The organism is Variovorax cryoconiti, assembly GCF_051216395.1.
Classification (GTDB): Bacteria; Pseudomonadota; Gammaproteobacteria; order Burkholderiales; family Burkholderiaceae_C; genus Variovorax.
This window is the reverse complement of the sequence record NZ_JBPJZI010000008.1, coordinates 220278-245366: the sequence shown is the minus strand read 5'-3', so window position 1 is coordinate 245366 and position 25089 is coordinate 220278. Positions and strand designations below refer to the sequence as shown.

Genomic DNA, 25089 nt, shown 5'->3' with positions numbered 1-25089 from the left:
AACCATCATGAGCGTTACCACCGGAAGAAACGTGGTCGTCGTCGGCACCCAATGGGGCGACGAGGGCAAGGGCAAGCTGGTCGACTGGCTGACCGAGAGCGCGCAGGGCGTGGTCCGGTTCCAGGGCGGCCACAACGCGGGCCACACGCTGGTCATCAACGGCGTGAAGACCGCGCTGCACCTGATCCCCAGCGGCATCATGCGGCCGGGCGTGAAGTGCTACATCGGCAATGGCGTCGTGCTGTCGCCGGCCAAGCTGTTCGAGGAGATCGAGGGCCTGGAGAAGGCCGGCGTCGAGGTGCGTTCGCGCCTGCGCATCAGCGAGGCCTGCCCGCTGATCCTGCCTTTCCATGCCGCACTCGACATCGCCCGCGAGCTCTACCGCGAGAAGGGTGGCAGCGAGAAGATCGGCACCACCGGCCGCGGCATCGGCCCGGCCTACGAAGACAAGATCGCGCGCCGCGCGCTGCGCGTGCAGGACCTCAAGCACCCCCAGCGTTTCGCCGACAAGCTGCGCGTGCTGCTCGACCTGCACAACCATGTGCTGACGCAGGTGCTGGGTGCGGCCGCGATCGATTACGACATGGTGTTCGACGAGGCGATGATCCACGCCGAGCTGCTCAAGCCCATGATGGCCGATGTCTCGCGCGAACTCAACGACGCCCACAAGGCGGGTGCCAACCTGCTGTTCGAAGGCGCCCAGGGCACGCTGCTCGACGTCGATCACGGCACCTACCCGTACGTCACCTCCAGCAACTGCGTGGCCGGCAACGCGGCCGCCGGTTCGGGCGTCGGCCCGGGCATGCTGCACTACATCCTCGGCATCACCAAGGCCTACTGCACGCGCGTCGGCGGCGGCCCGTTCCCGACCGAACTCGACTGGGAAACGCCGGGCACGCCGGGCTATCACATGAGCACCGTGGGCGCCGAGAAGGGCGTGACCACCGGCCGCAGCCGCCGTTGCGGCTGGTTCGATGCTGCGCTGCTCAAGCGCTCGGCGCAGGTCAATGGGTTGTCGGGCCTGTGCATCACCAAGCTCGATGTGCTGGACGGCCTCGAGAAGCTGGAGCTGTGCACCGGCTACGAGCTGGACGGCGAGTACACCGACATCCTGCCGATGGGCGCCGACGAGATCTCGCGCTGCACGCCGGTCTACGAAACGCTCGAAGGCTGGACCGAAAGCACCGTGGGCGTGACGCAATACGACAAGCTGCCGGTCAACGCGCGGCTCTACCTGCAGCGCATCGAGCAGGTCACCGGCGTGCCGATCCACATGGTCTCGACCAGCCCCGACCGCGACCACACGATCATGATGCGCCACCCTTACTTGGCCGACTGAACAGGAACCACAACCCATGTTGACCGAAGACGGCAAGCATCTCTACGTCAGCTATGACGAGTACCACAACCTGACCGAGAAGCTCGCGATCAAGGTGCACCAGTCGGGCTGGGAGTTCGACACGATCCTGTGCCTGGCACGCGGCGGCATGCGCCCGGGCGACGTGCTCTCGCGCATCTTCGACAAGCCGCTGGCGATCATGTCGACCAGCTCTTACCGTGCCGACGCCGGCACGGTGCAGGGCCACCTCGACATCGCGCGCTTCATCACCACGCCCAAGGGCGAGATCGCCGGCAAGGTGCTGCTGGTCGACGACCTGGCCGATTCGGGCCACACGCTGCATGCGGTGGTCGACATGCTGCGCACGCAGTACTCGCCGATCACCGAGCTGCGCAGCGCGGTGCTCTGGACCAAGGCCCTGTCGACCTTCACGCCCGACTACTCGGTGGAGTTCCTGCCGACCAACCCCTGGATCCACCAGCCCTTCGAGGGCTACGACAGCATGCGGCCGGAGAAGCTGATCCAGAAGTGGTCGGTCTGACCGGGGTCCTGCCGTCGATGCTCTAGCATTGGCGGCATGTCCGACCCCATCACCGACCTGATCCACCACCCCTATCAACCGCCGGCGACCTTCGCCGCACCGCAGCCCGGGGTCTTCAAGGCCTCCACGGTCTTCTTCGCCGACGTGGCCGCCATGCGGGCGCGCGACTGGAAGACCAAGGCCGGCTACACCTACGGCCTGCACGGCACGCCCACCACCTTCACGCTGGAAGCGCGGCTGGCGTCGCTTGAAGGCGGCACCGATGGCTTGCTGGTGCCCAGCGGACTGGCCGCCATCTCGCTCGTCGCCTTCGCGCTGCTCAAGACCGGTGGCGAGGTGCTGATCTCCGACAACGCCTACGGTCCCAACAAGGCGCTGGCGGCCGGCGAGCTGGCCAGCTTCGGCGTGAGCTACCGGCTCTACGACGCGATGGACCCGGACGATCTGGCGGCCAAGCTGTCGGATCGTACCCAGCTCGTGTGGCTGGAAGCCGCAGGCTCCGTCACCATGGAATTCCCCGACCTGCCGGCACTGGTGGCTGTCTGCCGCGAACGTGGCGTGGTCACCGCGCTCGACAACACCTGGGGCGCCGGGCTGGCCTTCCCGCCCTTCGACCTCGACGGCAGCGGGCAGGGCGTCGACATCTCGGTGCACGCCCTCACCAAGTACCCCAGTGGCGGCGGTGACGTGCTCATGGGCAGCGTGATCACGCGCGACGCGCGGCTGCACCAGGCGCTCAAGCTCACGCATATGCGCATGGGCTGGGGCGTGGGCATCGGCGACGTCGAGACGCTGCTGCGCTCGCTGCCGAGCATCACGCTGCGCTACGAGGCGCACGACCGCAGCGCCCGCGAGATCGCGCACTGGCTGCAGGGCCGCGACGAGATCGCTCAGGTGCTGCATCCGGCGCTGGAGGGTTCGCCCGGCCACGCGAACTGGCAGCGCCTGTGTGGGTCGACCGACCGTGCGGCCGGGCTCTTCTCGGTGGTGTTCGACGAGCGCTTCAGCGCCCAGGAGGTCGACCGCTTCTGCGACGCGCTGCGCCTGTTCAAGCTGGGCTATTCGTGGGGTGGACCCATCAGCCTCGTGGTGCCCTACGACATCGGCCTGATGCGCGACGCGAGCGTGGCACGCTGGCCGCACCGCGGCACGCTGGTGCGTTTTTCGGTCGGGCTCGAAGCCGTGGAAGACCTTCTGGCCGACCTGGCGCAGGCGCTCTCCGCGCTCTGAATCGCGTCGGTTATCGCTTACAGTCAACCTACACGCAGTCACCCGGACTGCCTCGCTCAAGGAGAAGCAGTGGCAACACCCAACTACGGCTACGAAAAGCGCCAGAAAGAACTGGCCAAGAAGAAAAAGAAGGAAGAGAAGTTGCGGGAAAAAGCCGACCGCAAGCTCAACCCGAGCAGCGAGGGGCTGGCCCCCGGAGACCCTGAAACGGACGTCGCTTCGCTGGAACGCGATCCGCCCACGGTGCCGGACACGCCCACCAAGAACGGCTGATCGCCGGTGGTTCCAAAGCCTTGAAACGGCCGCCCCTGCAGCATTGCAGCGGCGGCCTTTTCTTTGGCCGTGCGGCCATCAGCGCCCGAGCAGCTTCTTCAACTCGGGCCAGACGTTGTCCAGCATGCGCGGCTGCGCGGCGGCCACCGGGTGGATGCGATCGGGCTGGAAGAGATTCGCCGCGTCCGGCCCATCGGCCACGCCGCGCAGCAGGAAGGGCACCACGGCCGCCTTGGTCGTCGTCGCCACCTTCTGGAAGATCGCCTCGAAGCGCTTGAGGTAATCGCTGCCGTAATTGGGCGGGACCTGGATACCGACGATCAGCACCTTGGCGCCGGCGGCCTGTGCGGCTTTCGTCATCTGCGTCAGGTTGTCTTCGGTGTTCTGTATCGGCAGGCCGCGCAGCGCGTCGTTGCCGCCAAGCTCGAGCACCACATGCGTCGGCTGGTGCTGCTTGAGCAACGAAGCCAGCCGCGCACGGCCGCCCGATGTCGTGTCGCCACTGATGCTGGCGTTGACCACCGTCGCGGCGATCTTCTGATCGGCCAGCCGCTTCTCGAGCAACGGCACCCAGCCTTCGCCGCGTTTGAGCCCGTACTCGGCCGAGAGCGAATCGCCGACCACGAGGATCACCGGCTTCGTCCCAGGCGTCTGCGCGAAGGCCCCAAGAGAAAGCCCCGTACTGCCGAGCACGGCGCCCATCACGATAAAGTCACGTCGATTCACCACGCAAAGCCTTTCAATGTCCCCAACCCCCTCCGAAGCAATTGTTGCCGTCGATCATGTTTTCAAGTCGGTCACCGATTCGGCAGGCACGCTGGACATTCTGCAGGACATCCATTTCACCCTGGGCGCGCGGGAGACCGCAGCCATCGTCGGGGCTTCGGGCTCGGGCAAGAGCACGCTGCTGTCGATCGTTGCCGGCCTGGATACGCCGACGCGCGGCACGGTGAAGCTCGCCGGCGACGACATCTTCGCGATCGACGAGGACGACCGCGCGGCGCTGCGTGCGCAGAAGGTCGGCTTCGTGTTCCAGAGCTTCCAGCTGCTGGCCAACCTCACGGCGCTGGAGAACGTGATGCTTCCGCTGGAACTCGCCGACCGCAAGGACGCACGCAAGGCCGCCACCGAGATGCTGGGCCGCGTCGGCCTCGGCCAGCGCCTGAACCACTACCCGAAGGTGATGTCGGGCGGCGAGCAGCAGCGCGTGGCGCTGGCGCGCGCTTTCGTCGTGCAGCCGCAGTTGCTGCTGGCCGACGAGCCGACCGGCAGCCTCGACTTCGCGACCGGCGAGCAGGTGATGAAACTGATGTTCGACCTCAACCGCGAGCTCGGCACCACGCTCGTGCTGGTCACGCACGATCGCGCCATCGCCGCGCAGTGCGAGCGGCGCATCACGATCGAGGCCGGGCGCGTCGCGGCTGACGAAAAGAGGACCTGAGCGCGCAGGGATAATCCCCGCATGTCTTCTCCCAAAGTGATCTTCGGCTTCCATGCCGTGGGCGTGCGCATCAAGACCGCGCCGAAGTCGGTGATCGAGGTGCTCTTCGATGCCAGCCGCCGCGATGCGCGCATGCAGCAATTCAAGGCCCGCGCGCAGGACGCCGGCGTGCGTCTGGTCGAGGCCGACGCCCTGCGCATCGCCAAGCTCGCCGGCAGCCACGGCCACCAGGGCATCGCCGCCCGCGTCGAACCCATTCCGCAAACCCATTCCATCGACGAATTGCTCGAAGGCCTGGAAGCCGCAGGCACGATGCCATTGCTGCTGGTGCTCGACGGCGTGACCGACCCGCACAACCTCGGCGCCTGCCTGCGCGTGGCCGATGGTGCCGGCGCCCATGCGGTGATCGCCCCGAAGGACCATGCGGCAGGCATCAACGCCACGGTCGCCAAGGTGGCGAGCGGTGCCGCCGAGACGGTGCCGTACTTCATGGTGACCAACCTGGCCCGCACCCTGGGCGAGCTCAAGGAACGCAGCATCTGGTGCGTCGGCACCAGCGACGATGCGCCGGGCACGCTCTACCAGAGCGACCTGAAGCGCCCGCTCGCGCTGGTGCTCGGCGCCGAAGGCGACGGCATGCGCCAGCTCACGCGCAAGAGCTGCGACGAGCTGATCAGCATCCCGATGATGGGCGCGGTCGAGAGCCTGAACGTCTCGGTGGCCAGCGGCATCTGCCTGTACGAGGCGATGCGCCAGCGCACCCTCTGAAAAGCGGCGCCTCAGGCGTCCAGCCAGGGCGAGCCGTCGGCCGCCGTGGCGGTGAGCATGTCCTGCTCGTTGGCGCCCAGCGCCTCGGCCAGCACCCGGCACACGATCTCCGGCCGGTTGTTCTGCTCGCTCAGGTGGGCGGCCAGCACATGGCGCAGGCCGCCGTGATGCACCGCCCGAGCGATCTCGGCGGCAGCTGTGTTCGACAGGTGACCGTAGTTGCCGCCGACACGCAGCTTCAGGAAGGGCGGGTAGGTCGAGGCGGCGAGCAGGTCGCTGTCGTGGTTGCACTCCAGCAGCAGGGCGTCGAGGCCGGCCAGCTGCGCCAGCACGTAGGGCGTGACGTGGCCGAGGTCGGTCAGCACGCCCAGGCTGCGGGCGCCGTCGGTGCAGCGCAGCTGCAGCGGCTCGCGCGCGTCGTGCGGCACGGTGAAGGGATGGACCGACAGGTCGCCGACCGTGAAGTCGACGCTGTCGCGGGCCAGGTTCAGGCGGCCCTGGAAGTCGCGCCCCCCGGTCGCGAGCCAGGTGCCTTCGCTCATCCAGACTGGAAGGCGCTCGCGGCGCGACAGCGCGTGGGCGCAGCCGATGTGGTCGCCGTGCTCGTGGGTGATGAAGACGGCGTCGATGTCGCTGGCCGCCAGGCCGACGCGTGCCAAGCGGGCGTCCAGGTGACGCAGGGTGAAGCCGCAATCGACCAGGAGCCGCGAGGTGCGCCCGCCGCTGGTCGCTTCGACCAGCGTGGCGTTGCCCGTGCTGCCACTGCCCAGACTGCGAAAGCGCAGCACGCGGGCAGCCCTTACTTCAGGTCGTCGGCGATGACCTTGACGATGCGCTGTGCGTTCTCCGTGGCGTCGGGCACGCCGGCTTCGTTGAGCACCGAGACCGTGCTGGCCTCGCCCTGGCTCTTGACCACGATGCGGTACTTCAGCGGGCTCTCGTCCTTGCCGGCCTTGCCGAAGCTGAGCATCTTGGCGAACAGGCCCGGCTCCTTCTTGTCGGGGTTGGGCGTCACGTAGCGCACGAAGTAGGTGCCGGCGCTGCGGTCGCGGTCTTCCACGGTGAAGCCGGTGCGGTCCAGCGCCAGGCCGACCCGGCGCCAGGCGCGGTCGAAGCCTTCGGGGATCTGCACCACCGGGCGGCCGTCGACGCTCGCGACCTTGCTCACGGTGCTCACGTTGGCGGCGCTGGCGGTCAGGGCCTTCGACTGCTCCTGCGAGACGCCCAGCTTGACCATCAGGCGACGCAGGAACTCGGTCTCGAGTTCGGGGTTGCTCGCCCGCGGCTGCCAGACCGTCTGGTCCTTGGTCGCGTTGTTGGTGTAGACCTCTTCCATGCCGCGGTGGCTGACATAGATCTCAGTGCCGGCGGGCGTGCGCTCGATGCGGGTGCGGAAGCGGTCGAGTTCACTGGTCGAGTAGACCGAGTCGATCAGCTTGCCCAGGGCGCCGCGGATGATGTCCTGCGGCAGCTTGGCGCGGTTCTCGGCCCAGTCGGTTTCCATGATGCCCAGGTTGCGCTGCTCGGTGGTCAGCAGGAAGCCGTTCTCCTGCCAGAAGTCACGCACCGGTTCCCACAGCTGCTCGGCCGGGCGGTTGATCACGATCCAGCGCGTGTTGCCGGCGCGTTCCATGCGTACGTCGCCCAGCGTCGCAACAGCCGTCGGGATGCTCGGCGCATCGGCCTTGCCAGCCTGGTAGCTGTTGGCCGACACGGCACCGCCCGGCACGGCGTAGCGGTTTTCACGCGACAGCTGGCTCAGGTCCGGCGGGACCTCCAGCGTCGGGGCCTTGCCGGCACTCTTGTAGTCGATCTTGTCGCCTTCGAGCACCGAGCAGGCCGAGAGGCTGGCGATCAGGGCCAGCAGTGCAAATCGCGAAAAATTCTTCAACGTCGTCTTCCTTGGTGGAATGGTTCGATCAATCGAGGCCGCATCGGCCGCCCTGTCGGAGTCGGCCATGCGCAAAAGGTTGCGTGAGATGCGGTGGGCTCGGCGGACCCGCTCAGTCCTTGAGCAGTCCGGTGGCGCGCAGGGCGGCTTCGACGGCCGGCCGGCTGGCTTCGCCGAGTTCGGTCAGGGGCAGGCGCAGTGCGCCGCCGCACAGGCCCATGCGCGCCATCGCCCACTTCAGCGGAATGGGGTTGGGTTCCACGAAGAGGTGGCGGTGCAGGGGCATCAGTTCGAACTGGATGCGCATGGCCGTGGCGACATCGCCGGCCAGCGCTGCCACGCACAGCTCGTGCATCTTGCGCGGCGCCACGTTGGCCGTCACGCTGATGTTGCCCTGGCCGCCGCACAGCATGAGCGCGACGGCGGTGGGGTCGTCCCCGGAATAGACGGCGAAGTGCTTGGGCAGGTCGCGGATCAGCCACTGGGCCCGCTCGATGTTGCCGGTGGCTTCCTTGATGCCGATGATGCCGGGCACCTGCGCCAGGCGCAGCACGGTGTCGTGCGCCATATCGGCCACGGTGCGGCCCGGCACGTTGTACAGCACGACCGGCAGGTCGCCCACCGCTTCGGCGATGGCCTTGAAGTGCTGGTACTGGCCTTCCTGCGTGGGCTTGTTGTAGTAGGGCACGACCTGCAATTGCGAGTCGGCGCCGACGCCCTTGGCGAACTTGGCCAGCTCGATCGCTTCCTTGGTCGAGTTGGCGCCGCAGCCGGCCATGACGGGCACGCGGCCCTTGGCCTGCTCGACCGACACGCGGATGATTTCGCAGTGTTCCTCGACGTCGACCGTGGGGGATTCGCCGGTGGTGCCGACCACGCCCAGGCAGTCGGTGCCCTCGTCGATGTGCCAGTCGATCAGCCGGCGCAGGGCGGGGTAATCGACGCTGCCGTCTTCATGCATCGGCGTTGCGAGCGCGACGATGCTGCCTGTGAGTTGCTCCAAGGGGGTCTCTTTGTCGGTTGGGACGAAAGGATGCATTCTACTGACCCGGCGCGGGGCCGCCGAGGGGGTGCCGTTCGGGGGAACCACCGAGCCCCGCGGCCGGCCGAACCGCGGCGATGCGCTGCACGAAGCGGTCCGGCGACGGCAGGAAGCCGTCTTCGTAGGCCACCACCCGCAGCCCGGCGCAGGCGGCCAGCAGTTCGCCGGGCTGCAGCAGGAAGTCCGCCCGCGAAGGCTTGCCGACCGTCTCGTTGCCGGCGGCGAAGGTCTCGTACAGCAGCACACCGCCCGGCGCCACCGCCGCCACGATGTCGGGCAGGCGAGGGCGCCAGAGGTAGTTCGCCACGACGACGGCCGCAAAGCGCCGCCCGTCGAAGGGCCAGGGCCCGTCCTCGATGTCGGCCTGCAGCACGCGCCCATGGCGCGAGGCGGCCTGCACCGCTGGGTCCGAGCGGTCGACGCCGGTGGTCGGATGGCCGCGGTCGGCAAACCAGCGCATGTGCCGTCCCGCTCCGCAGGCCACGTCGAGCACCGCGCCGGCGGGCGGCACCAGGTGCGACCAGCGCACGATCCAGGGGGAGGGCGCCTGCAGCGCGCCGTGCGGATCGGCGGTCAGAAGCAGCTCCACACCTGGTCGATCAGCGTCACCATGAAGGCCGGCTGGGTGTAGAGCATGAACACGCCCGCGAGCACCGCCAGCCCAATGACGAGGGCAGCGGCCTGCATCCAGCGATGGCGGGTAGAGGCGTGCATGCGCTCAGGCCGGTTGCGGTGTCGGTCGGGCGATCGCCCCTTCCTTCACCGGCAGGTTGACCAGCGCCGCCATCACGCCCAGCGCGATGGCGATGTACCAGACGACGTCGTAGCTGCCGGTGCGGTCGTACAGGAAGCCGCCCAGCCACACGCCCAGGAACGAGCCGACCTGGTGGCCCAGGAAGACGAAGCCGCTGAGCATCGACAGGTGGGCCACGCCGAAGATCTGCGCGATCAGCGCGTTGGTCGCCGGCACGGTCGACAACCAGAGGAAGCCGATCACCGCCGCGAAGACGTAGACCGACAGCGGCGACAGCGGCACGATCAGGAACAGCGAGATGGCGATGGCGCGCCCGAAGTAGATGGATGCCAGGATCTTCCGCTTGGACAGCCGCTGCCCGAGCGTGCCGGCCGCGTAGCTGCCGAACACGTTGAACAGACCGATCAGCGCCAGCGCGTAGCTGGCCACTTCGGGCGACAGGCCCTTGTCCTTGAGGTAGCTGGGCATGTGCACGCCGATGAAGACCACCTGGAAGCCGCAGACGAAGTAGCCGGCCATCAGCAGGCCGAAGCTGGGGTACTTGAAGGCCTCGATCACAGCCTGGACGATGCTCTGCTCGCGCCGGGCGCCGAGCGTGGCCACGCGCGCTGGTTCGCGCAGCCCGAAGGCCAGCGGCACGATCAGCAGCACCACCGCGGCCAACGCCAGCAGGGCGGTGTGCCAGCCCAGGCGGGCGATCAACTGGCCCTCGATCGGCACCATCAGGAACTGGCCGAAGGAGCCGGCGGCCGCCGCCACGCCCATCGCCCACGAGCGCCGCGCCGCGGGGATCTGCCGCCCGATCACGCCGTAGATCACGGCGTAGGTCGTGCCCGCCTGCGCCGCGCCGATCAGCACGCCGGCGGTCAGCGCGAAGAGCAGCGGCGTCGGCGACAGCGCCATGCCGGCCAGCCCCAGCGCATAGCAGGCCGCGCCGATCAGCAACACGCGGAAGGCGCCGAGCTTGTCGGCCAGCATGCCGGCGAACACGCCCATCACGCCCCAGGAGAGGTTCTGGATGGCAATGGCCAGCGAGAAGGTCTGGCGCGTCCAGCCCTGCTCCTGGGTGATCGGCTGCAGCCACAGGCCGAAGCCGTGCCGGATGCCCATGGACAGGGTGACGATCATGGCGCCACAGATCAGGACCTGCTTGAGCGACAAGGGTGGGGCGGGGGTGGACGCAGACATCCGGCGACTGTAGCCAATCGGCCCGGCCGCTGTCGTTACCCGGGCGACTGGCATTCTTGATATTTCGTCCGGTTGGCGATGCGGTGGGCGCATCGATCGGCCGGGTACTGTATGAGCATCCAGTCCTGTGACGCGCGGATCACTACAATCCGCCCCCATGGCGACTTCCCCCAAGACTCTCCCCGAATATTCCGAAGGCTCGATCCGCGTCCTCAAGGGCCTCGAGCCGGTCAAGCAGCGTCCGGGCATGTACACCCGGACCGACAACCCCCTGCACATCATTCAGGAAGTGCTCGACAACGCCGCCGACGAGGCGCTGGCCGGGTACGGCAAGAAGATCAAGGTCATCCTGCACACCGACAGCTCGGTCAGCATCGAGGACGACGGCCGCGGCATCCCCTTCGGCCTGCATCCCGAGGAAAAAGCGCCCGTCGTCGAACTCGTGTTCACCCGCCTGCACGCTGGCGGCAAGTTCGACAAGGGCTCGGGCGGCGCCTACAGCTTCTCGGGCGGCCTGCACGGCGTGGGCGTGTCGGTGACCAATGCGCTGTCGAAGCGGCTCGAGGTCGTTTCGCACCGCGAGGGCTCGGTGGCCCAGCTGGCCTTCTCGGCCGGCGACGTGATCGAGCCGCTGCAGATCCGCCCGCAAACTGGCGGCGACCGAAAGCAGGGCACCACGGTGCGCGCCTGGCCCGACGCCAAGTACTTCGAAGTGGCGACGCTGCCGATGCACGAGCTGACGCACCTGTTGCGCAGCAAGGCCGTGCTGATGCCCGGCGTGAGCGTCACGCTGGTTAACGAAAAGAGCGGCGACGCGCAGACCTGGCTCTACAAGGGCGGCCTGCGCGACTACCTGATGCAGACGCTCAACGGCGAGCCGGTCATCCCGTTGTTCGAAGGCGCCGGCCATGCCGACAGGAACGCCGACAACTTTGCCGAAGGCGAGGGCGCCGACTGGTGCGTGGCCTTCACCGAAGACGGCCAGCCGGTGCGCGAGAGCTACGTCAACCTGATTCCCACCAGCGCCGGCGGGACGCACGAAAGCGGCCTGCGCGACGGCCTGTTCACGGCGGTCAAGAGCTTCATCGAGTTCCACTCGCTGCTGCCCAAGGGCGTGAAGCTGCTGCCCGAAGACGTGTTCGCGCGCGCCAGCTATGTGCTCAGCGCCAAGGTGCTCGACCCGCAGTTCCAGGGCCAGATCAAGGAACGGCTGAATTCGCGCGACGCGGTGCGCCTGGTGTCGAGCTTCGTGCGCCCGGCGCTCGAGCTGTGGCTCAACCAGCACGTCGACTACGGCAAGAAGCTGGCCGAACTCGCCATCAAGGCCGCGCAAACCCGTCAGAAGGCCGGCCAGAAGGTCGAGAAGCGCAAGGGCTCCGGCGTGGCCGTGCTGCCCGGCAAGCTGACCGACTGCGAGAGCAAGGACATCCGCCACAACGAGGTCTTCCTGGTCGAGGGCGACTCCGCCGGCGGCAGCGCCAAGATGGGCCGCGACAAGGAGTCGCAGGCGGTGCTGCCCCTGCGCGGCAAGGTGCTCAACACCTGGGAAGTCGAGCGCGACCGGCTCTTCGCCAACACCGAAATCCACGACATCTCGGTGGCCATCGGCGTCGACCCGCACGGCCCCAACGACACGCCCGACATGAGCGGCCTGCGCTACGGCAAGGTCTGCATCCTGAGCGATGCCGACGTGGACGGCTCGCACATCCAGGTGCTGCTGCTCACGCTGTTCTTCCGCCACTTCCCCAAGCTGATCGAGACCGGCCACGTCTACGTCGCCAAGCCGCCGCTCTACCGCGTCGACGCACCGGCGCGCGGCAAGAAGCCGGCATCCAAGGTGTATGCGCTGGACGAGGGCGAACTCGTCGCCACGCTCGACAAGCTGCGCAAGGACGGCGTCAAGGAAGGCGCCTGGAGCATCAGCCGCTTCAAGGGCCTGGGCGAAATGAGTGCGGAACAATTGTGGGAAACCACGCTCAATCCGGACACGCGCCGCCTGCTGCAGGTTGGCCTGGGCCGGCTGGCCTTCGGCGAGACCGAGGGCGAGATCACCAAGCTGATGGGCAAGGGCGAGGCGGCGGCGCGCCGCGAGCTGATGGAAATCCGGGCGGACGACATCGAGATCGACGTCTGACGCGGCTCACCGAAAAACCCACCGACCGAACGAACCCCTGATGTCTGCATCCCGCTTTCGAACCCTGCTGGCCAGCCTCGTGCTGATCGCCGCGCCGGTGTTCGCGCACGCCGCCGACATCTACGGCTACGTCGACGCGCAGGGCGTGGCGCATTTCGCCGCCGAGAAGCTCGACGAGCGCTACCAGCTCTTCTTCAAGGGCGGGCAGCAGTTCGACACGGCCGACGGCATCGCGCCGCTGGGCATCGCACGCGCGCCGAAGGGCGCCAACGGCGGCAGCGTGACGCCGGCCGCGCAGACGCTGCTGGCGCTGTTCGAGGCCTCGCCCAACTACAAGTCGGCCAAGGCCGCGCTGCGCGACGCCGCGCGCACGCATTCGATCGACTACGAGCTGCTGCAGGCGCTGGTCGCCACCGAGTCGGGCTTCGACGCGCAGGCCGTGTCGCCCAAGGGCGCCCTGGGCCTGATGCAGCTGATGCCCGGCACGGCCGAGCGCTACGGCGTGCGCGGCGACAAGCGCAAGACGCAGGAAGCGAAGCTGTTCGACCCGCGCATCAACATCACGGCCGGCGCCCGCTATCTGGACCACCTGATCGACCTGTTCGAAGGGCAGATCGAGCTGGCGCTGGCCGCCTACAACGCTGGCGAGGGCGCCGTGCAGCGCGCCGGCAACCAGATCCCCAACTACCGCGAGACGCAGAACTACGTGAAGACCGTGCTGCAGCTCTACGCGTATCTCAAGCCCGGCATGACCACCGGCCGCGGCAAGGCGCCGGGCCGGGTGCGCATGGAAATCCCCGCGCCGCGCGCCGCGGCCGAGGGACCCGTCGACACGGCCCCGCCGGCCACCGAATAGACACGACAGACAGAGTCAGAGAAGCCAACAAGACATGGACGACCAACCCACGCTCGACCTCCCGAGCCCCGAAGACCCGAACGCGCTGACGCTGGCCGACTACGCGCAGACCGCCTACCTCGAATACGCACTCAGCGTGGTCAAGGGCCGCGCGCTGCCCGACGTGAGCGACGGCCAGAAGCCGGTGCAGCGCCGCATCCTCTATTCGATGTCGCGCATGGGCCTGGGCTTCGGCGGCAGCAACGGCACGGTCGGCGCCAAGCCGGTGAAGAGTGCCCGCGTGGTCGGCGACGTGCTCGGCCGCTTCCACCCGCACAGCGACCAGGCCGCCTACGACGCCCTGGTGCGCATGGCGCAGGACTTCTCGCAACGCTATCCGCTGGTCGACGGCCAGGGCAACTTCGGCAGCCGCGACGGCGACGGCGCCGCAGCGATGCGCTACACCGAAGCACGGCTTGCGCGCATCACCAGCCTGCTGCTCGACGAGATCGACGAAGGCACGGTCGACTTCATTCCCAACTACGACGGCAGCACCGAGGAGCCGCGCCTCTTGCCCGCGCGCCTGCCCTTCGTCCTGCTCAACGGCGCGAGCGGCATCGCGGTCGGCCTGGCCACCGAGATCCCGAGCCACAACCTGCGCGAGATCGCCGACGCCTGCGTGGCGCTCATCAAGTCCAACGGCAAGCTGAGCGACGAAGAACTGCTGCAGATCGTGCCCGGCCCCGACTACCCCGGCGGCGCGCAGATCATCAGCAGCGCGAACGACATCGCCGAGGCGTACCGCACCGGCCGCGGCTCGCTCAAGGTGCGCGCGCGCTGGAAGATCGAGGAACTGGCGCGTGGCCAGTGGCAGCTGGTGGTCAACGAACTGCCGCCGGGCGTGAGCACGCAGAAGGTGCTCGAAGAGATCGAGGAACTGACCAACCCGAAGATCAAGGCCGGCAAGAAGGCGCTGTCGACCGAGCAGGTGCAGGTCAAGGCCGCCATCCTCTCGGTGCTCGACGTGGTGCGCGACGAGTCGAGCAAGGACGCGGCGGTGCGCCTGGTGTTCGAGCCCAAGACCTCGCGCATCAGCCAGGAGGAATTCATCACCACGCTGCTCGCGCAGACCTCGCTGGAGAGCTCGTCGTCGATCAACCTGACGATGGTGGGCATCGACGGCAAGCCGGTGCAGAAGTCGATGCGGCAGATGCTCAACGAGTGGATCGCCTTCCGCGAGATCACCGTCGAGAAGCGCTCCAAGCACCGCCTGGGCAAGGTGCTGGACCGCATCCACATCCTCGAAGGCCGGCAGCTGGTGCTGCTGAACATCGACGAGGTGATCGCGATCATCCGCGCGGCGGACGACCCGAAGGCCGCGCTCATCGCGCGCTTCAGCCTGAGCGAACGCCAGGCCGAAGACATCCTCGAGATTCGGCTGCGCCAGCTCGCGCGGCTTGAAGCCATCAAGATCGAGCAGGAGCTCAAGGGCCTGAAGGAAGAGCAGAAGAAGCTGGAAGACATCCTCGGCAGCCCGGCCGCGCTGCGTCGCCTGCTGGTCAAGGAAATCGAGGCCGATGCCAAGACCTTCGAGGACGCCCGCCGCACGCTGATCCAGGCCGAGAAGCGCGCCGTCGCCGAGGTGAAGGTGGTCGACGAACCGGTGACGGTCATCGTGTCGCAGAAGGGCTGGGTCCGCACGCAGAAGGGCTGGGCGAGCGAGAAGGCCGCCGCAACGGCGGGAGGCGCGCCGGCCGAATACAGCTTCAAGTCGGGCGACACGCTCTACGGCGCCTTCGAATGCCGCAGCGTCGACACGCTGCTGGTCTTCGGCACCGCCAAGGACAAGGGCGTGCGCGTCTACACCGTGCCGGTCGCTTCGCTGCCGGGCGGCCGCGGCGACGGCCAGCCGGTCACCACGCTGATCGAGCTCGACAGCGGCACGCAGCTGGCGCACTACTTCGCGGGCCCGGTGGGCGCGCAGCTGCTGCTGTCGAACACCGGCGGCTACGGCTTCATCGCCTCGGTCGAGAACATGATGTCGCGCCAGCGCGGCGGCAAGGCCTTCATCGACGTGGGCGAGGGCGAGCAGCTCTGCCGTCCGTCATTGGTGGGCGGCGCGAGCGGCGCCGAGCCGATGCCGGCCGCGACGCATGTCGTCTGCGCATCGACCGGTGGCCGCATCCTGACCTTCGACATCACCGAGCTCAAGGTGCTCCCCAAGGGCGGCCGCGGCCTCACGCTGATCGACCTCGACCCCAAGGACACGCTCGCCGGTGCCGCGGCCTACACGCGCAGCGTGAAGATCGAAGGCATCGGCCGTGGCGGCAAGGAGCGCGACGAGACGCTGGAGATCCGCTCGCTCAACAACGCCAAGGCCGCGCGCGGCCGCAAGGGCAAGGCCGCCGACCTGGGCTTCAAGCCGGCGCAGATCACGCGGGTGCAGTGAAGGAGACACATGGGCAACATCGACTTCAGCACCATCGGCCTGGTGATCGCCGTGGCCACCGGCATCGGCAGCTATTTTCTCGGTCGCCACCTGCGCAAGGGGCGCGTCGAGAAGAAGCAGATCCAGCAGCGTGCGGCCGAATTCGCCACCCAGAGCCGCCAGGTGCGGCGCGCGCGCGAACGCAGCGCGCGCAAATGAGGGAATGCGCCGCAGGTGTCGCAACTTTCTGACGCATCGCCCGGCGGGCCTTGGCAATAATGAGTGTCAGCAGGAGCACCCATGAACAACGATGACGAGAACCTCGACGTGACGGCCAAGCTGGCCTTCGACCTCAACCTGGCGCTGTACCTGGACCTGGTGGCGGTGCTCGAGAAGGCGGGCGTCGTGACCTATCGCCAGATGGCCGCTCGCGTGCTGAACATCGGCATGGATGCCGCCGACGACGGCGACCTGCCGCTGTCGACCGCGCTCGAGGGCATCGCGAAGGGCTTCGCGGGCCATGGCGACGGTCTGTCGATCGGGCTCATGAAGGCAGCGCGCGACGTGCGCAACGACGAGGCGCTCGGCGACATCCCGATGCGGCCCGACGAGGGCTGAGCCCGTCGACCCCGGCCCTGTGAGACGGGGCCCACGCGCGAATCCTCATTGCGCTGTCAGCGCGCGCAGCGTCCCTGACCCTCAGCGGTCGGGTTCGCTGGGCAACCATGTGGCAACGGGCGATGCATCGCCCCGGTTCGACTCACTCACCTGGGCCACCGCACGCCATGAAACGCCTCTGGGAACTCGATGCCGCGCGCGGCCTGATGCTGGTGCTGATGACGATCACGCACGTGCCGTCGCGGCTCACCGACCCGGTCGGCCAGCCCTTCGGCTTCGTCTCTGCCGCTGAGGGCTTCGTGCTGATGTCGGCCTTCGTCTCGGGCGTGGTGTACGCCCGCATCGGCTACACGCGTGGCGTGGACACCATGCGGATCGGGTTCTGGCAGCGCGCGCTCAAGATCTACTTCAGCCAGGCGGCGCTGCTGCTCTTTGTCTTCTCCGTCATCGTGGCGCTCGGGCTCACGCTCGACCAGCCCGCGGTCAAGGACATGGTTCGGTACTACCTCGTCAACCCGCACGAGGGACTGCTGTTCTCGCTGCTGCTGGTGTACCAGCCTGCGCTGCTGGACATCCTGCCGATGTACATCCTTTTCATGCTGATGAGCCCGTGGGTGATCGCCTTCGCGATGCGCCACGGCTGGTCGTGGCCGATCGCTCTCAGTGCGACCCTGTGGGCCATCTCGCAGTTCGGCACCACGCCGCGGTTCTACGAAGTCACCAGCGCGGCGCTGCACATCCCGGTGCCCTACAACGAGACCGGATCCTTCGACACCTTCTCGTGGCAGTTCCTCTGGTTCCTCGGCATGTGGATGGGCGCGAGCCGCAGCGCACCGGGCGCGCAGCCCTTCGTTTTCCCGAAGTGGATTCTCGGCATGGCCATGGCGATCGCCGCGGCGTGTTTCGCCTGGCGCCACTTCGGCCCGACCGGGCAGGCGCCGTTCGGCGATCAGGCGGAGCTCAACCTGCTGTTCGACAAGTGGCGCCTCGGGCCGCTGCGGCTGATCAACCTCGCGGCCCTGTGCATCGTCGCGATCCGATTCGGGCCGCCGTTGCTGGCCAGGCTGCCGCGGCCGCGCTGGCTGGAGGACATGGGCTCGGCGTCGCTGCCCGTCTTCTGCGCGCACCTGGTGGCGGTGTTCGTCGTGGTGTCGCTGACAGGCGGTGGGTATGCCGCGCTGCCCTATGGCGCGGACCTGCTCATCCTCGGTGCCGTGTTTGTGTCGCTGTACGGGGTGGCGCGTGCGGTGCTGCGGTGGGAGGCGCGGGGCAGTGCGTCCAACGCGCCGGTGCGCAACATCAGGGGCGGGCTCGATCGATCCTGATGACCATCGCGCCACCTCGCCGAAAGGCTTCGACGCCCGACTTCAGTCGACCCAGGCGAACGAGTCCGGCTGCGTAGTCGTCGTCCCTGTGGAAGATCGCCAGATTGCCCCACGGCGCGTAGTAGCTGATGTCGCCTTCGGAGGGCACATGACCGGGGGGTGCGTGCCGGGCCGACAACGCACGCGGAAGGCCTGCTATCTTTTCGGTCGCCTCGTAGTCTTCCAGGGTCAGGTCCAGCGGCAGCAGCGCCATGAAATCGCGGGCGCTCGGGTTGTCGTCGAGCGTTGCCGTCGCAACGACGGTACCGTTCGAGCGCATGTCGATGTTCATGTCACAACAGCTTGTCCGGCGTGATCGGCAGATCACGCACCCGCCGGCCGGTCGCATGGAACACCGCGTTGGCGATGGCGGCCGGAATGCCCACCATGCCGAGTTCACCCATGCCCTTCACGCCGAGCGGATTGACGATGGTGTCCTCTTCCTCGACGAAGATGGTTTCGATGGCGTGGATGTCGGCGTTCACCGGCACGTGGTAGTGCTGCAGGCTGGCGGTCATGATGCGGCCGTAGCGGTGATCGATCTCGGTCGCTTCCTCCAGCGCCATGCCGATGCCCCAGACCACGCCGCCGATCTCCTGGCTGTGGGACGCGAGCGGGTTGAGGATCTTCCCGCAGGCCGTGACCTCGATCACGCGCGTGACCTTCACCGTGCCGAGGTCGGGGTCGACCTTCACCTCGACGAACTGGGCACCATGGCCCAGCGTGGCGTACTTTGCACGCTCCGGCGACGGCGTCGAGTCGTAGGTCTCGGTGATCTCGCTCGTGCCGGTGCGGCGCATGAGCTCGGCGATGTCGACCGCACGTGACGGATCGCTCTTCAGACGCAGGCGACCATCGAGCATTTCCACGTCCGTTGCGCTCGCCCCCTTCAGCGGTGACGCGGCATCCCGGTTCGCCAGGTCCAGGAGCTTCGCGACGATGGTCAGCGCCGCGCCTCGCACGGCCGAGCCCACGCTGGACGTGGTCCACGAACCGCCTTGCGCCGGTGCCTTGGGCTGGCGCGTGTCGCCCAGTTCGAAGTGCACCTGGTCCAGCCGAAGACCGAGGAATTCGGCCGCGATCATGGTCATCACGGTGTAGGTGCCAGGCCCGATGTCGCTGGTCGCGCTGGTCACGCCGGCGGTGCCGTCCGCGCGGAAGGTGATGCGCGCGCTGGCAGGCATCTGCATCGCGCCCCACACACTCGAGGCCATGCCCCAACCGACCAGCAGCCGACCGTCGCGCATCGAACGCGGTTCGGCCTTGCGGTTCTTCCAGCCGAACTTTTCGGCACCGAGCCGGTAGCACTCGCGCAGCGCCTTGCTGGAGAAGGGCTTGCCGCTCTCCGGGTCGACCTCGGCGTAGTTGATGAGGCGCAGTTCCATCGGATCGATCTTGAGCGCGTAGGCCAGTTCGTCCATGGCGCTTTCCAGCGCGAACATGCCGCTCACCGCGCCCGGTGCGCGCATCCAGGTGGGCGTGGCCAGGTCGGTTGCTGCGACCTTCAGCGGTGCATGCAGGTTGGGGCAGGCATAGACCTGCCGGGTGAAGCCCGTGGTCGAATCCGAGAACGACTCGAACGACGAGGTGTTGTGGAAAGCCTCGTGGATCATGGACGACAGCTTGCCGTTGCGGTCGGCGCCCAGCGCCACCTTCTGGAGGGTGTCGGGCCGGTAGCCATGCCCCGTGAACATCTGAGCCCGCGTGTAGACCACCTTCACCGGGCGCTTGAGTTCGCGCGCCGCCATGGCCGTCAACGACGGGTAGTAGTTCGGCTTGAGCGAGGCGCCGAAGGCACCCCCGACGAACGGCGACACCACGCGGATGTTGGCAGCCGGCACGCCCAGGGCTTGCGCCAGGTGCTTCTGAACGCCGTAGACCTCCTGCGTCTTGTCGAAGATCGTGAGCTGATCGCCTTGCCAGAAGGCAATGGCCGCGTGCGGCTCGATCGGGTTGTGGTGGTTGATCGGAATGCGGTATTCCGCTTCGACCTTGACCGCCGCCGCCTGTATCGCGGCGATGGGGTTGCCCCGAGGCGTGCCCTTCGCCGTGGCGGGGTCCGGCTGCGCGCGGTCCAGCACCTTCGAGAAGTCGGTGTTGTGCGGCTCGGTCTCGTAGGTGGCCTTCACCAGCCGCGCTGCGTACCGGGCCTGTTCGTAGCTCTCGGCCACGACCAGGGCGATCGGCTGGCCATTGAAGAACACGCGGTCCGACTGCAGCGGCCATGTCCATGCCGGTGGTGCACCGGAAGCAGGTGCCGGGCCGAGCTTGCCGGCATTCAGGTGCGTGAAGACGCGAATGACGCCGCCGGCCTTCTCGGCCTCGCGCGTGTCCATCGCCGAGATGCGGCCCTTGGCCACCGTGCTCAACACGATGAAGCCGTAAGTGACATGAGGAATCTGGAACTCGGCGGTGTACTTCGCCTGGCCCGTGACCTTGGCGAGCCCGTCGACCCGGGTCGTTTCTTTGCCTAGATAGCGTGACATCTGATTCCTTTTCTCAAGCCAGTCGCGCCGCGCGCATCAGCGCCCGCACGACGGAGCGCTGACCCAGTTCGACCTTGTAGGCGTTGTGCGCCAGCGGGCGAGCATCGCGCAGCGCGGCTTGCGCGGCGCGCTGGAAGGTTGCCTCGTCGGCACGCTGGCCCACGAGCACCGCTTCGGCCCCGGCACTGCGCCAGGGCTTGTGGGCGACGCTGCCCAGCACCACGCGCGCCTGCCGGATCTTGCTGCCGTCCATCTCCAGTGCGGCGGCGACCGAGACCATTGCGAAGGCGTAGGAGGCGCGGTCGCGGACCTTCAGGTAGTGCGAGTTGTGCGCGAAGTCGCCCGAGGACACGGGCAGCTCGATGGCGACGATCAAATCGCCGTGCTCCAGGTTGTTGTCGCGTTGCGGCGTATCGCCCGGCAACCGGTGGAAGTCGGTGATGGTGATCAGCCGCTCGCGTCCGTCCGGCGCACGGACGCGCACCTTGGCATCGAGCGCATACAACGCGGTGGCCATGTCGCCGGGGTAGGTCGCGACGCAGGCCTCGCTCCAGCCCAGGATCGCGCTGATCTTGTTGAGACCCTCGCGCGCGCCGCAACCGCTGCCGGCCTCGCGCTTGTTGCAGGGCATCGACGTGTCGTAGAAGTAGTTGCAGCGTGTGCGCTGCAGCAGGTTGCCACCGTTGGTGGCCATGTTGCGCAGCTGACCCGACGCCCCGGCAACGATCGCCTGCGTGAGCAGCGGGTAGTTCTCGCGGACGAGCGGGTGGTTGGCCGTCTCGGTGTTGGTGGCCAGGGCCCCGATGGACAGGCCAGCGCGGGTCCGTTGGATCTCGCGCAGCGGCAGGCGGGTGATGTCGACCAGGCGGGTGGGGCGCTCCACATCTTCCTTCATCAGGTCCAGCAGGTTGCTGCCACCGGCGAGGTACTTGGCTTGCGGCATGGCCGACAGGGCGGCCGTTGCGGAGGCGGCGTCGGACGCGCGCACGTAGTCAAACGGTCGCATGGCCGTCCTCCTTCCGGGCCGTGGCCAATTGCGTTTCGGTCGCGAAGCCCCAGGTCTGCGCGGCCTGTCGGCCCGAATGGACTTCCTGGATGGCGACGACGATGCCCGGGTAGGCACCACAGCGGCAGATGTTGCCGCTCATGCGTTCCTTGATCTCGTCGTCAGTGAGTCGTGTGGTGGTCTTGCCGACGTTCTCGGTGACGTGGCTGACCTGGCCGCGCTGCGCCTCGCCGAGCATGCCGATGGCCGAGCAGATCTGCCCTGACGTGCAGTAGCCGCACTGGAAACCGTCGTGCTTGATGAAGGCAGCCTGCATCGGGTGCAACTGATCGCCCTTCGCGAGGCCCTCGATGGTCGTCACTTCACGGCCTTCGAGCGTCGCGGCCAGCGTGAGGCAGGACAGCACGCGCTGGCCGTCCACCAGCACGGTGCAGGCGCCGCACTGGCCCTGGTCGCAACCCTTCTTCGAGCCGGTCAATGCCAGGCGCTCGCGCAGCGCGTCGAGCAGCACGACGCGCGAATCGACTTCGAGCGTCTTTGGCGCGCCGTTCAGCCGGAAGCCGATCTTCACGACGTTCTGCGCCACGACGGGCGCCGAGGCCGCGCCGGGCACCGGTGCCATCTGCGCGAGCGCCGACTCGGTCGCCAGCAGGTTGGCCGCGAAGAGCCCGATGCCGCCACCGCCGGTCTGCATCATGAAAGTGCGTCGCGCCTGGCCGACGTCGTCGAGCGCCGGCATCTCCCGCAGAAGGGCGGCTTCGTCGGCACTGAGTTCGGCCGGGGGGTCGTTGCTGATTTCGTGGGGCATGGACTTTGTCCTTTTTAAAGATCGACGGCGTGGGCTGTGCGCCAAGCCGCCGCGGGGGGTGTCTGGTGGGCGCCGTCGCTCATTGCCGCGAGAAGCCGACGCTGACATCGTTGCGTCCCAGCGCGTGCGCCAGGCCGTCGGGGTCGTCCACCCGCCCCAGGCGCGTGTACGCATACGGCGAGTCGAAGCTCAGGTAGAACACGACCACGGTGTGCGTGCCGTACAGCATGAGGTCGCCATTGCGCAGGGCCCCCGGCCGGCTGGCATTCGCAGGCAATGCCTCGGGCAGGTCGAATTTCTTCTCGTTGGCGTTGAGGTCGCTCATGTCGAGCGTCAAGGGCAGGCGCGCAGCGAAGGCACGGGCGGCCGCCGTGTCGGCCAGCGTCACCGCGAAGCGCCGTTCGCCGACGGTCATCCACAGGCGTGACGGCTTCGCCTGGGCCCAGGCTGCATGGCAACCTGCGAGCACGATCAGGCCGACGCACATGCCTGCCAGTCGCAGGCGCCATGGAAGACGAGGTGAGTGGGTCATGGGCAACTGCGTCGGGTCGAGTTTCATGCGGTGGTGGCGCGCTCTGCGCGCGCTGTGAGCACCACCAGGGCAGCACCTGCCACCAGAAGGCCGGCACTGAACGCAAAGGTGCCCAGGTGGCCGCTGCCGTCGAACAGCAGGCCGCCCGCCGTCGAACCCAGTGCGATGGACAGCTGGACCACCGCCACCATCAGCCCACCACCGGCCTCGGCGTCGTGCGGGAGTGTTCGCGCCACCCACAGCCACCATCCCACGGGGGCGGCGGTCGCCACCAGCCCCCAGATGCCGAGCAGCACCGTCGTGGCGCTCACGGAGCTGCCCAGCGCCATGAGCACCACCGCGATCGCAGCCATCAGCAGCGGGATGACCGCCAGCGTGCCGTAGAAGCCGATCTTCAGGAACCGGCCGATGACGACGGTGCCGATGAAGCCGGCGACACCCAGCGTCAGCAGGATGAGCGACAGGGTCGGCACATCGACTTTCGTCACCGTTTCCAGGAAAGGCCGCAGGTACGTGAAGAGCGCGAACTGGCCCATGAAGAAGACGCCTACCGCGAGCATGCCGAGCCGCACCACCGGGCGCCTGAGCAGGCGCAGCACGTTGCCCGCGTCCTGCGCGCGCGGTCGGGCCTTCATGGCGGGCAGGCTGAACCATTGCCAGACGAAGGCAAGCGCGGCCACCGGCACCAGGCAGAAGAACGCACCACGCCAGCCGACGATCGACGCCAGGAGGCTCCCCAGCGGTGCCGCCACGACCGTGGCCAGCGCATTGCCGCCATTGAAGATTGCCAGGGCCCGAGGCACCTTGGCGGGCGGCACGAGCTGCATCGCCGTGGCCGCCGACATCGACCAGAAGCCACCGACGACGATGCCGATCAGCGCACGGCCCGCCATGTAGGTCAGGTAGTTCGGCGCGAGCGCGACGATGGCGCCTGAGAGGCACATCGTCGCCGTCAGGGAAAGCAGCAACGTCTTGCGGTCGATCCTCACGGCGATCGCCGAGATACACAGGCTCGTGAGTACCGCGAAGGCGCCCGAGATGGCGATGCCCTGTCCGGCCATGCCTTCGGTGACATGCAGATCCGACGCCATCGGCGTCAGCAGGCTGACGGGCATGAACTCCGACGCGATCAGCGCGAAAACACACAGCGTCATCGCGAAGACGCCGCCCCAGTGTGCGGGTGGCGCTTCACCTTGGTGTTCGAAGGAAGCGCCGCCTGCGAGTGCGCCCATGGACTGCGCCGTCATGAGGCGCTCGGTGCGACGAGATGCTTGCCGAAGAACGACGTCAGCTTGTCGAACGGGATCAACGTCACGCGGTCGTAGAGATCGACGTGGCCGGCACCGGGCACGATGTACAGCTCTTTCGGCTCTGCAGCGCGCTTGTAGGCGTCTTCGCTGAACTCCCTGGAATGCGCCTGGTCACCGGTGATGAACAGCATCGGGCGTGGCGAGATCGTCTCGATGTCGTTGAACGGGTAGAAGTTCATGAACTTGACGTTGCTGCTCAAGGTCGGGTGGGTCGTGGTTTGCGGCGACGCCCCTGCAGGCGTGTATTGGCCACGGGGCGTGCGATAGAAGTCGTAGAACTCGCGCTGGATCGGATGGGTTTCTTCATCCAAGACATGCTCGGTGCCGCTGGTGTACCTGAGCGCTCCGCCGGCGTATTCGGCCGTGCGCTGCTCGGCAGCCGTTGCAATGAGCCGCTTGCGCTGTGCCAGGGTTTGTGAGTGCTTCAGCGCATGGCGGTTGACAGCCCCCATGTCGTACATGCTCACCGTGGCGATGGCTTTCATGCGCGGATCGATCTTGGCGGCGCTGATGACGAAGCTGCCGCTGCCGCAGATCCCGATGGCGCCAATCTGCTGCATGTCGACAAAGGCCTGGCTGCCCAGGAAATCGACGCCAGCGCTGAAGGTCTCGGCATACATGTCCGGCGAGACGGCATTGCGCGGCTGGCCGGCACTGCCGCCCCAGAACGCGAGGTCGACGGACAGGGTCACGAATCCCTGCTCGGCCATCTTGGTGGCATACAGGTTTGCGCTTTGTTCCTTCACGGCCCCCATGGGATGGCCCACGACGATCGCCGGATGGTGCTTCTTCCGGTCCAGCGCCTTGGGAACGAAGAGGTTCCCTGCGACGGTCATCTGGTATTGATTCTTGAAGGCGACCGGCTGCACGGTAACCATGTCGCTCATGTAGAAGTTGTCGGCGCCGTTGGGGAGCCTGGTGTCCTTCCGCGGCGCCGCCGCGAAGGCCGTGCCGCCTGTCGTCGACAACAGGCTCGCGGCAGCGACACCGGTGCCGGCCATCTTCAGAAAATCGCGTCGATCGGAAGCGTTGCCGGTTGGGTCTGCGGCTGCGGCGAAAGTGGGGTCTGCGGTGCTTGTCATGGTCGATGTTCCTTTGGCG

Annotated in this window: 26 protein-coding genes; 12 read left to right on the top strand and 14 right to left on the bottom strand. The window is 67.6% G+C overall.

Features of this window, described 5'->3' with window-relative positions; translation table 11 throughout:
* Window positions 1-7 precede the first annotated feature (7 nt).
* From ACSFA2_RS19580 to ACSFA2_RS19565, 4 genes are all read left to right on the top strand, one after another.
* On the top strand, window positions 8-1339 hold the full coding sequence (locus ACSFA2_RS19580; RefSeq protein WP_435456986.1) for an adenylosuccinate synthase: 1332 nt from the start codon (window positions 8-10) through the stop codon (window positions 1337-1339).
* Between the two features lie 16 nt (window positions 1340-1355).
* Complete coding sequence (locus ACSFA2_RS19575) at window positions 1356-1880, top strand: phosphoribosyltransferase (RefSeq protein WP_435456985.1); 525 nt, start codon at window positions 1356-1358, stop codon at window positions 1878-1880.
* Window positions 1881-1916: 36 nt separating this feature from the next.
* Window positions 1917-3110, top strand: a complete 1194-nt coding sequence (locus ACSFA2_RS19570) for a PLP-dependent transferase (protein ID WP_435456984.1) — start codon at window positions 1917-1919, stop codon at window positions 3108-3110.
* Between the two features lie 69 nt (window positions 3111-3179).
* Window positions 3180-3383, top strand: a complete 204-nt coding sequence (locus ACSFA2_RS19565) for a hypothetical protein (protein WP_435456983.1) — start codon at window positions 3180-3182, stop codon at window positions 3381-3383.
* A gap of 78 nt (window positions 3384-3461) precedes the next feature.
* Here ACSFA2_RS19565 and ACSFA2_RS19560 read toward each other — a convergent pair whose 3' ends face one another.
* Window positions 3462-4085 carry an arylesterase gene (locus tag ACSFA2_RS19560; RefSeq protein ID WP_435457014.1) on the bottom strand — a complete coding sequence of 208 codons (624 nt, stop codon included), beginning with the start codon at window positions 4083-4085 and terminating at the stop codon, window positions 3462-3464.
* Between the two features lie 40 nt (window positions 4086-4125).
* Between ACSFA2_RS19560 and ACSFA2_RS19555 the strand changes: the two genes are divergently transcribed.
* Window positions 4126-4824, top strand: coding sequence for an ABC transporter ATP-binding protein (locus ACSFA2_RS19555; protein ID WP_435456982.1), 699 nt, complete (start codon window positions 4126-4128; stop codon window positions 4822-4824).
* Between the two features lie 21 nt (window positions 4825-4845).
* Complete coding sequence (gene rlmB / locus ACSFA2_RS19550; RefSeq protein WP_435456981.1) at window positions 4846-5592, top strand: 23S rRNA (guanosine(2251)-2'-O)-methyltransferase RlmB; 747 nt, start codon at window positions 4846-4848, stop codon at window positions 5590-5592.
* Window positions 5593-5603: 11 nt separating this feature from the next.
* Here rlmB and ACSFA2_RS19545 read toward each other — a convergent pair whose 3' ends face one another.
* The 6 genes from ACSFA2_RS19545 to ACSFA2_RS19520 form a co-directional block, all read right to left on the bottom strand.
* A complete protein-coding gene (locus tag ACSFA2_RS19545; protein WP_435456980.1) occupies window positions 5604-6380 on the bottom strand; it encodes an MBL fold metallo-hydrolase in 777 nt (258 codons plus the stop codon).
* Window positions 6381-6391: 11 nt separating this feature from the next.
* On the bottom strand, window positions 6392-7483 hold the full coding sequence (gene bamC, locus ACSFA2_RS19540; RefSeq protein ID WP_435456979.1) for an outer membrane protein assembly factor BamC: 1092 nt from the start codon (window positions 7481-7483) through the stop codon (window positions 6392-6394).
* A gap of 112 nt (window positions 7484-7595) precedes the next feature.
* Window positions 7596-8522: a 4-hydroxy-tetrahydrodipicolinate synthase gene (gene dapA / locus ACSFA2_RS19535; protein ID WP_435456978.1), complete on the bottom strand. Its 927-nt coding sequence runs from the start codon at window positions 8520-8522 to the stop codon at window positions 7596-7598.
* Between the two features lies 1 nt (window position 8523).
* On the bottom strand, window positions 8524-9114 hold the full coding sequence (locus ACSFA2_RS19530; protein WP_435456977.1) for a class I SAM-dependent methyltransferase: 591 nt from the start codon (window positions 9112-9114) through the stop codon (window positions 8524-8526).
* Complete coding sequence (locus ACSFA2_RS19525; protein ID WP_435456976.1) at window positions 9099-9239, bottom strand: hypothetical protein; 141 nt, start codon at window positions 9237-9239, stop codon at window positions 9099-9101. Before ACSFA2_RS19525 ends, ACSFA2_RS19530 begins: the two co-directional genes overlap by 16 nt.
* 4 nt (window positions 9240-9243) lie before the next feature.
* Window positions 9244-10467 (bottom strand): MFS transporter, encoded by a 1224-nt coding sequence (locus ACSFA2_RS19520; protein ID WP_435456975.1) that lies wholly within the window; start codon window positions 10465-10467, stop codon window positions 9244-9246.
* Window positions 10468-10624: 157 nt separating this feature from the next.
* On the opposite strand from ACSFA2_RS19520, the gene ACSFA2_RS19515 reads away from it, so the two are divergent.
* From ACSFA2_RS19515 to opgC, 6 genes are all read left to right on the top strand, one after another.
* Window positions 10625-12601 carry a DNA topoisomerase IV subunit B gene (locus ACSFA2_RS19515; protein ID WP_435456974.1) on the top strand — a complete coding sequence of 659 codons (1977 nt, stop codon included), beginning with the start codon at window positions 10625-10627 and terminating at the stop codon, window positions 12599-12601.
* Window positions 12602-12641: 40 nt separating this feature from the next.
* Window positions 12642-13457, top strand: a complete 816-nt coding sequence (locus ACSFA2_RS19510; RefSeq protein WP_435456973.1) for a lytic transglycosylase domain-containing protein — start codon at window positions 12642-12644, stop codon at window positions 13455-13457.
* 34 nt (window positions 13458-13491) lie between these two features.
* On the top strand, window positions 13492-15885 hold the full coding sequence (gene parC, locus ACSFA2_RS19505) for a DNA topoisomerase IV subunit A (protein WP_435456972.1): 2394 nt from the start codon (window positions 13492-13494) through the stop codon (window positions 15883-15885).
* Between the two features lie 9 nt (window positions 15886-15894).
* Window positions 15895-16083 (top strand): hypothetical protein, encoded by a 189-nt coding sequence (locus ACSFA2_RS19500; protein WP_435456971.1) that lies wholly within the window; start codon window positions 15895-15897, stop codon window positions 16081-16083.
* A gap of 81 nt (window positions 16084-16164) precedes the next feature.
* The gene (locus ACSFA2_RS19495; RefSeq protein ID WP_435456970.1) at window positions 16165-16482 is read left to right on the top strand and encodes a hypothetical protein; all 318 of its coding nucleotides are present in this window, start codon (window positions 16165-16167) and stop codon (window positions 16480-16482) included.
* Between the two features lie 167 nt (window positions 16483-16649).
* Window positions 16650-17807 (top strand): OpgC domain-containing protein, encoded by a 1158-nt coding sequence (gene opgC, locus ACSFA2_RS19490; protein WP_435456969.1) that lies wholly within the window; start codon window positions 16650-16652, stop codon window positions 17805-17807.
* On the opposite strand, the gene ACSFA2_RS19485 is transcribed toward opgC, so the two are convergent.
* The 7 genes from ACSFA2_RS19485 to ACSFA2_RS19455 form a co-directional block, all read right to left on the bottom strand.
* Entirely contained in the window at window positions 17782-18138 is a 357-nt protein-coding gene (locus ACSFA2_RS19485; RefSeq protein ID WP_435456968.1) for a cyclophilin-like fold protein, read from the bottom strand. The genes opgC and ACSFA2_RS19485 overlap by 26 nt on opposite strands.
* A gap of 1 nt (window position 18139) precedes the next feature.
* The gene (locus ACSFA2_RS19480) at window positions 18140-20332 is read right to left on the bottom strand and encodes a xanthine dehydrogenase family protein molybdopterin-binding subunit (RefSeq protein ID WP_435456967.1); all 2193 of its coding nucleotides are present in this window, start codon (window positions 20330-20332) and stop codon (window positions 18140-18142) included.
* Between the two features lie 13 nt (window positions 20333-20345).
* Window positions 20346-21338, bottom strand: coding sequence for an FAD binding domain-containing protein (locus tag ACSFA2_RS19475; RefSeq protein ID WP_435456966.1), 993 nt, complete (start codon window positions 21336-21338; stop codon window positions 20346-20348).
* Window positions 21325-22146, bottom strand: coding sequence for a 2Fe-2S iron-sulfur cluster-binding protein (locus ACSFA2_RS19470; RefSeq protein ID WP_435456965.1), 822 nt, complete (start codon window positions 22144-22146; stop codon window positions 21325-21327). Before ACSFA2_RS19470 ends, ACSFA2_RS19475 begins: the two co-directional genes overlap by 14 nt.
* Window positions 22147-22225: 79 nt before the next feature.
* Window positions 22226-22678, bottom strand: coding sequence for a cyclophilin-like fold protein (locus tag ACSFA2_RS19465; protein ID WP_435456964.1), 453 nt, complete (start codon window positions 22676-22678; stop codon window positions 22226-22228).
* 23 nt (window positions 22679-22701) lie between these two features.
* Entirely contained in the window at window positions 22702-23832 is a 1131-nt protein-coding gene (locus ACSFA2_RS19460) for an MFS transporter (protein ID WP_435457013.1), read from the bottom strand.
* An 89-nt stretch (window positions 23833-23921) separates the two neighbouring features.
* Window positions 23922-25070 carry an alpha/beta hydrolase gene (locus ACSFA2_RS19455; protein WP_435456963.1) on the bottom strand — a complete coding sequence of 383 codons (1149 nt, stop codon included), beginning with the start codon at window positions 25068-25070 and terminating at the stop codon, window positions 23922-23924.
* Window positions 25071-25089: the final 19 nt, after the last annotated feature.

Bases quoted from the DNA above. Each gene is read 5' to 3' on its own strand.
- ACSFA2_RS19580 (WP_435456986.1), top strand. From the start codon at position 8: ATGAGCGTTACCACCGGAAGAAACGTGGTCGTCGTCGGCACCCAATGG.
- ACSFA2_RS19575 (WP_435456985.1), top strand. From the start codon at position 1,356: ATGTTGACCGAAGACGGCAAGCATCTCTACGTCAGCTATGACGAGTAC.
- ACSFA2_RS19570 (WP_435456984.1), top strand. From the start codon at position 1,917: ATGTCCGACCCCATCACCGACCTGATCCACCACCCCTATCAACCGCCG.
- ACSFA2_RS19560 (WP_435457014.1), bottom strand. From the start codon at position 4,085: ATGGGCGCCGTGCTCGGCAGTACGGGGCTTTCTCTTGGGGCCTTCGCG.
- ACSFA2_RS19555 (WP_435456982.1), top strand. From the start codon at position 4,126: ATGTCCCCAACCCCCTCCGAAGCAATTGTTGCCGTCGATCATGTTTTC.
- rlmB (WP_435456981.1), top strand. From the start codon at position 4,846: ATGTCTTCTCCCAAAGTGATCTTCGGCTTCCATGCCGTGGGCGTGCGC.
- dapA (WP_435456978.1), bottom strand. From the start codon at position 8,522: ATGCATCCTTTCGTCCCAACCGACAAAGAGACCCCCTTGGAGCAACTC.
- ACSFA2_RS19525 (WP_435456976.1), bottom strand. From the start codon at position 9,239: ATGCACGCCTCTACCCGCCATCGCTGGATGCAGGCCGCTGCCCTCGTC.
- ACSFA2_RS19520 (WP_435456975.1), bottom strand. From the start codon at position 10,467: ATGTCTGCGTCCACCCCCGCCCCACCCTTGTCGCTCAAGCAGGTCCTG.
- ACSFA2_RS19515 (WP_435456974.1), top strand. From the start codon at position 10,625: ATGGCGACTTCCCCCAAGACTCTCCCCGAATATTCCGAAGGCTCGATC.
- ACSFA2_RS19510 (WP_435456973.1), top strand. From the start codon at position 12,642: ATGTCTGCATCCCGCTTTCGAACCCTGCTGGCCAGCCTCGTGCTGATC.
- parC (WP_435456972.1), top strand. From the start codon at position 13,492: ATGGACGACCAACCCACGCTCGACCTCCCGAGCCCCGAAGACCCGAAC.
- ACSFA2_RS19500 (WP_435456971.1), top strand. From the start codon at position 15,895: ATGGGCAACATCGACTTCAGCACCATCGGCCTGGTGATCGCCGTGGCC.
- ACSFA2_RS19495 (WP_435456970.1), top strand. From the start codon at position 16,165: ATGAACAACGATGACGAGAACCTCGACGTGACGGCCAAGCTGGCCTTC.
- opgC (WP_435456969.1), top strand. From the start codon at position 16,650: ATGAAACGCCTCTGGGAACTCGATGCCGCGCGCGGCCTGATGCTGGTG.
- ACSFA2_RS19485 (WP_435456968.1), bottom strand. From the start codon at position 18,138: ATGAACATCGACATGCGCTCGAACGGTACCGTCGTTGCGACGGCAACG.
- ACSFA2_RS19480 (WP_435456967.1), bottom strand. From the start codon at position 20,332: ATGTCACGCTATCTAGGCAAAGAAACGACCCGGGTCGACGGGCTCGCC.
- ACSFA2_RS19475 (WP_435456966.1), bottom strand. From the start codon at position 21,338: ATGCGACCGTTTGACTACGTGCGCGCGTCCGACGCCGCCTCCGCAACG.
- ACSFA2_RS19470 (WP_435456965.1), bottom strand. From the start codon at position 22,146: ATGCCCCACGAAATCAGCAACGACCCCCCGGCCGAACTCAGTGCCGAC.
- ACSFA2_RS19465 (WP_435456964.1), bottom strand. From the start codon at position 22,678: ATGACCCACTCACCTCGTCTTCCATGGCGCCTGCGACTGGCAGGCATG.
- ACSFA2_RS19460 (WP_435457013.1), bottom strand. From the start codon at position 23,832: ATGACGCTGTGTGTTTTCGCGCTGATCGCGTCGGAGTTCATGCCCGTC.
- ACSFA2_RS19455 (WP_435456963.1), bottom strand. From the start codon at position 25,070: ATGACAAGCACCGCAGACCCCACTTTCGCCGCAGCCGCAGACCCAACC.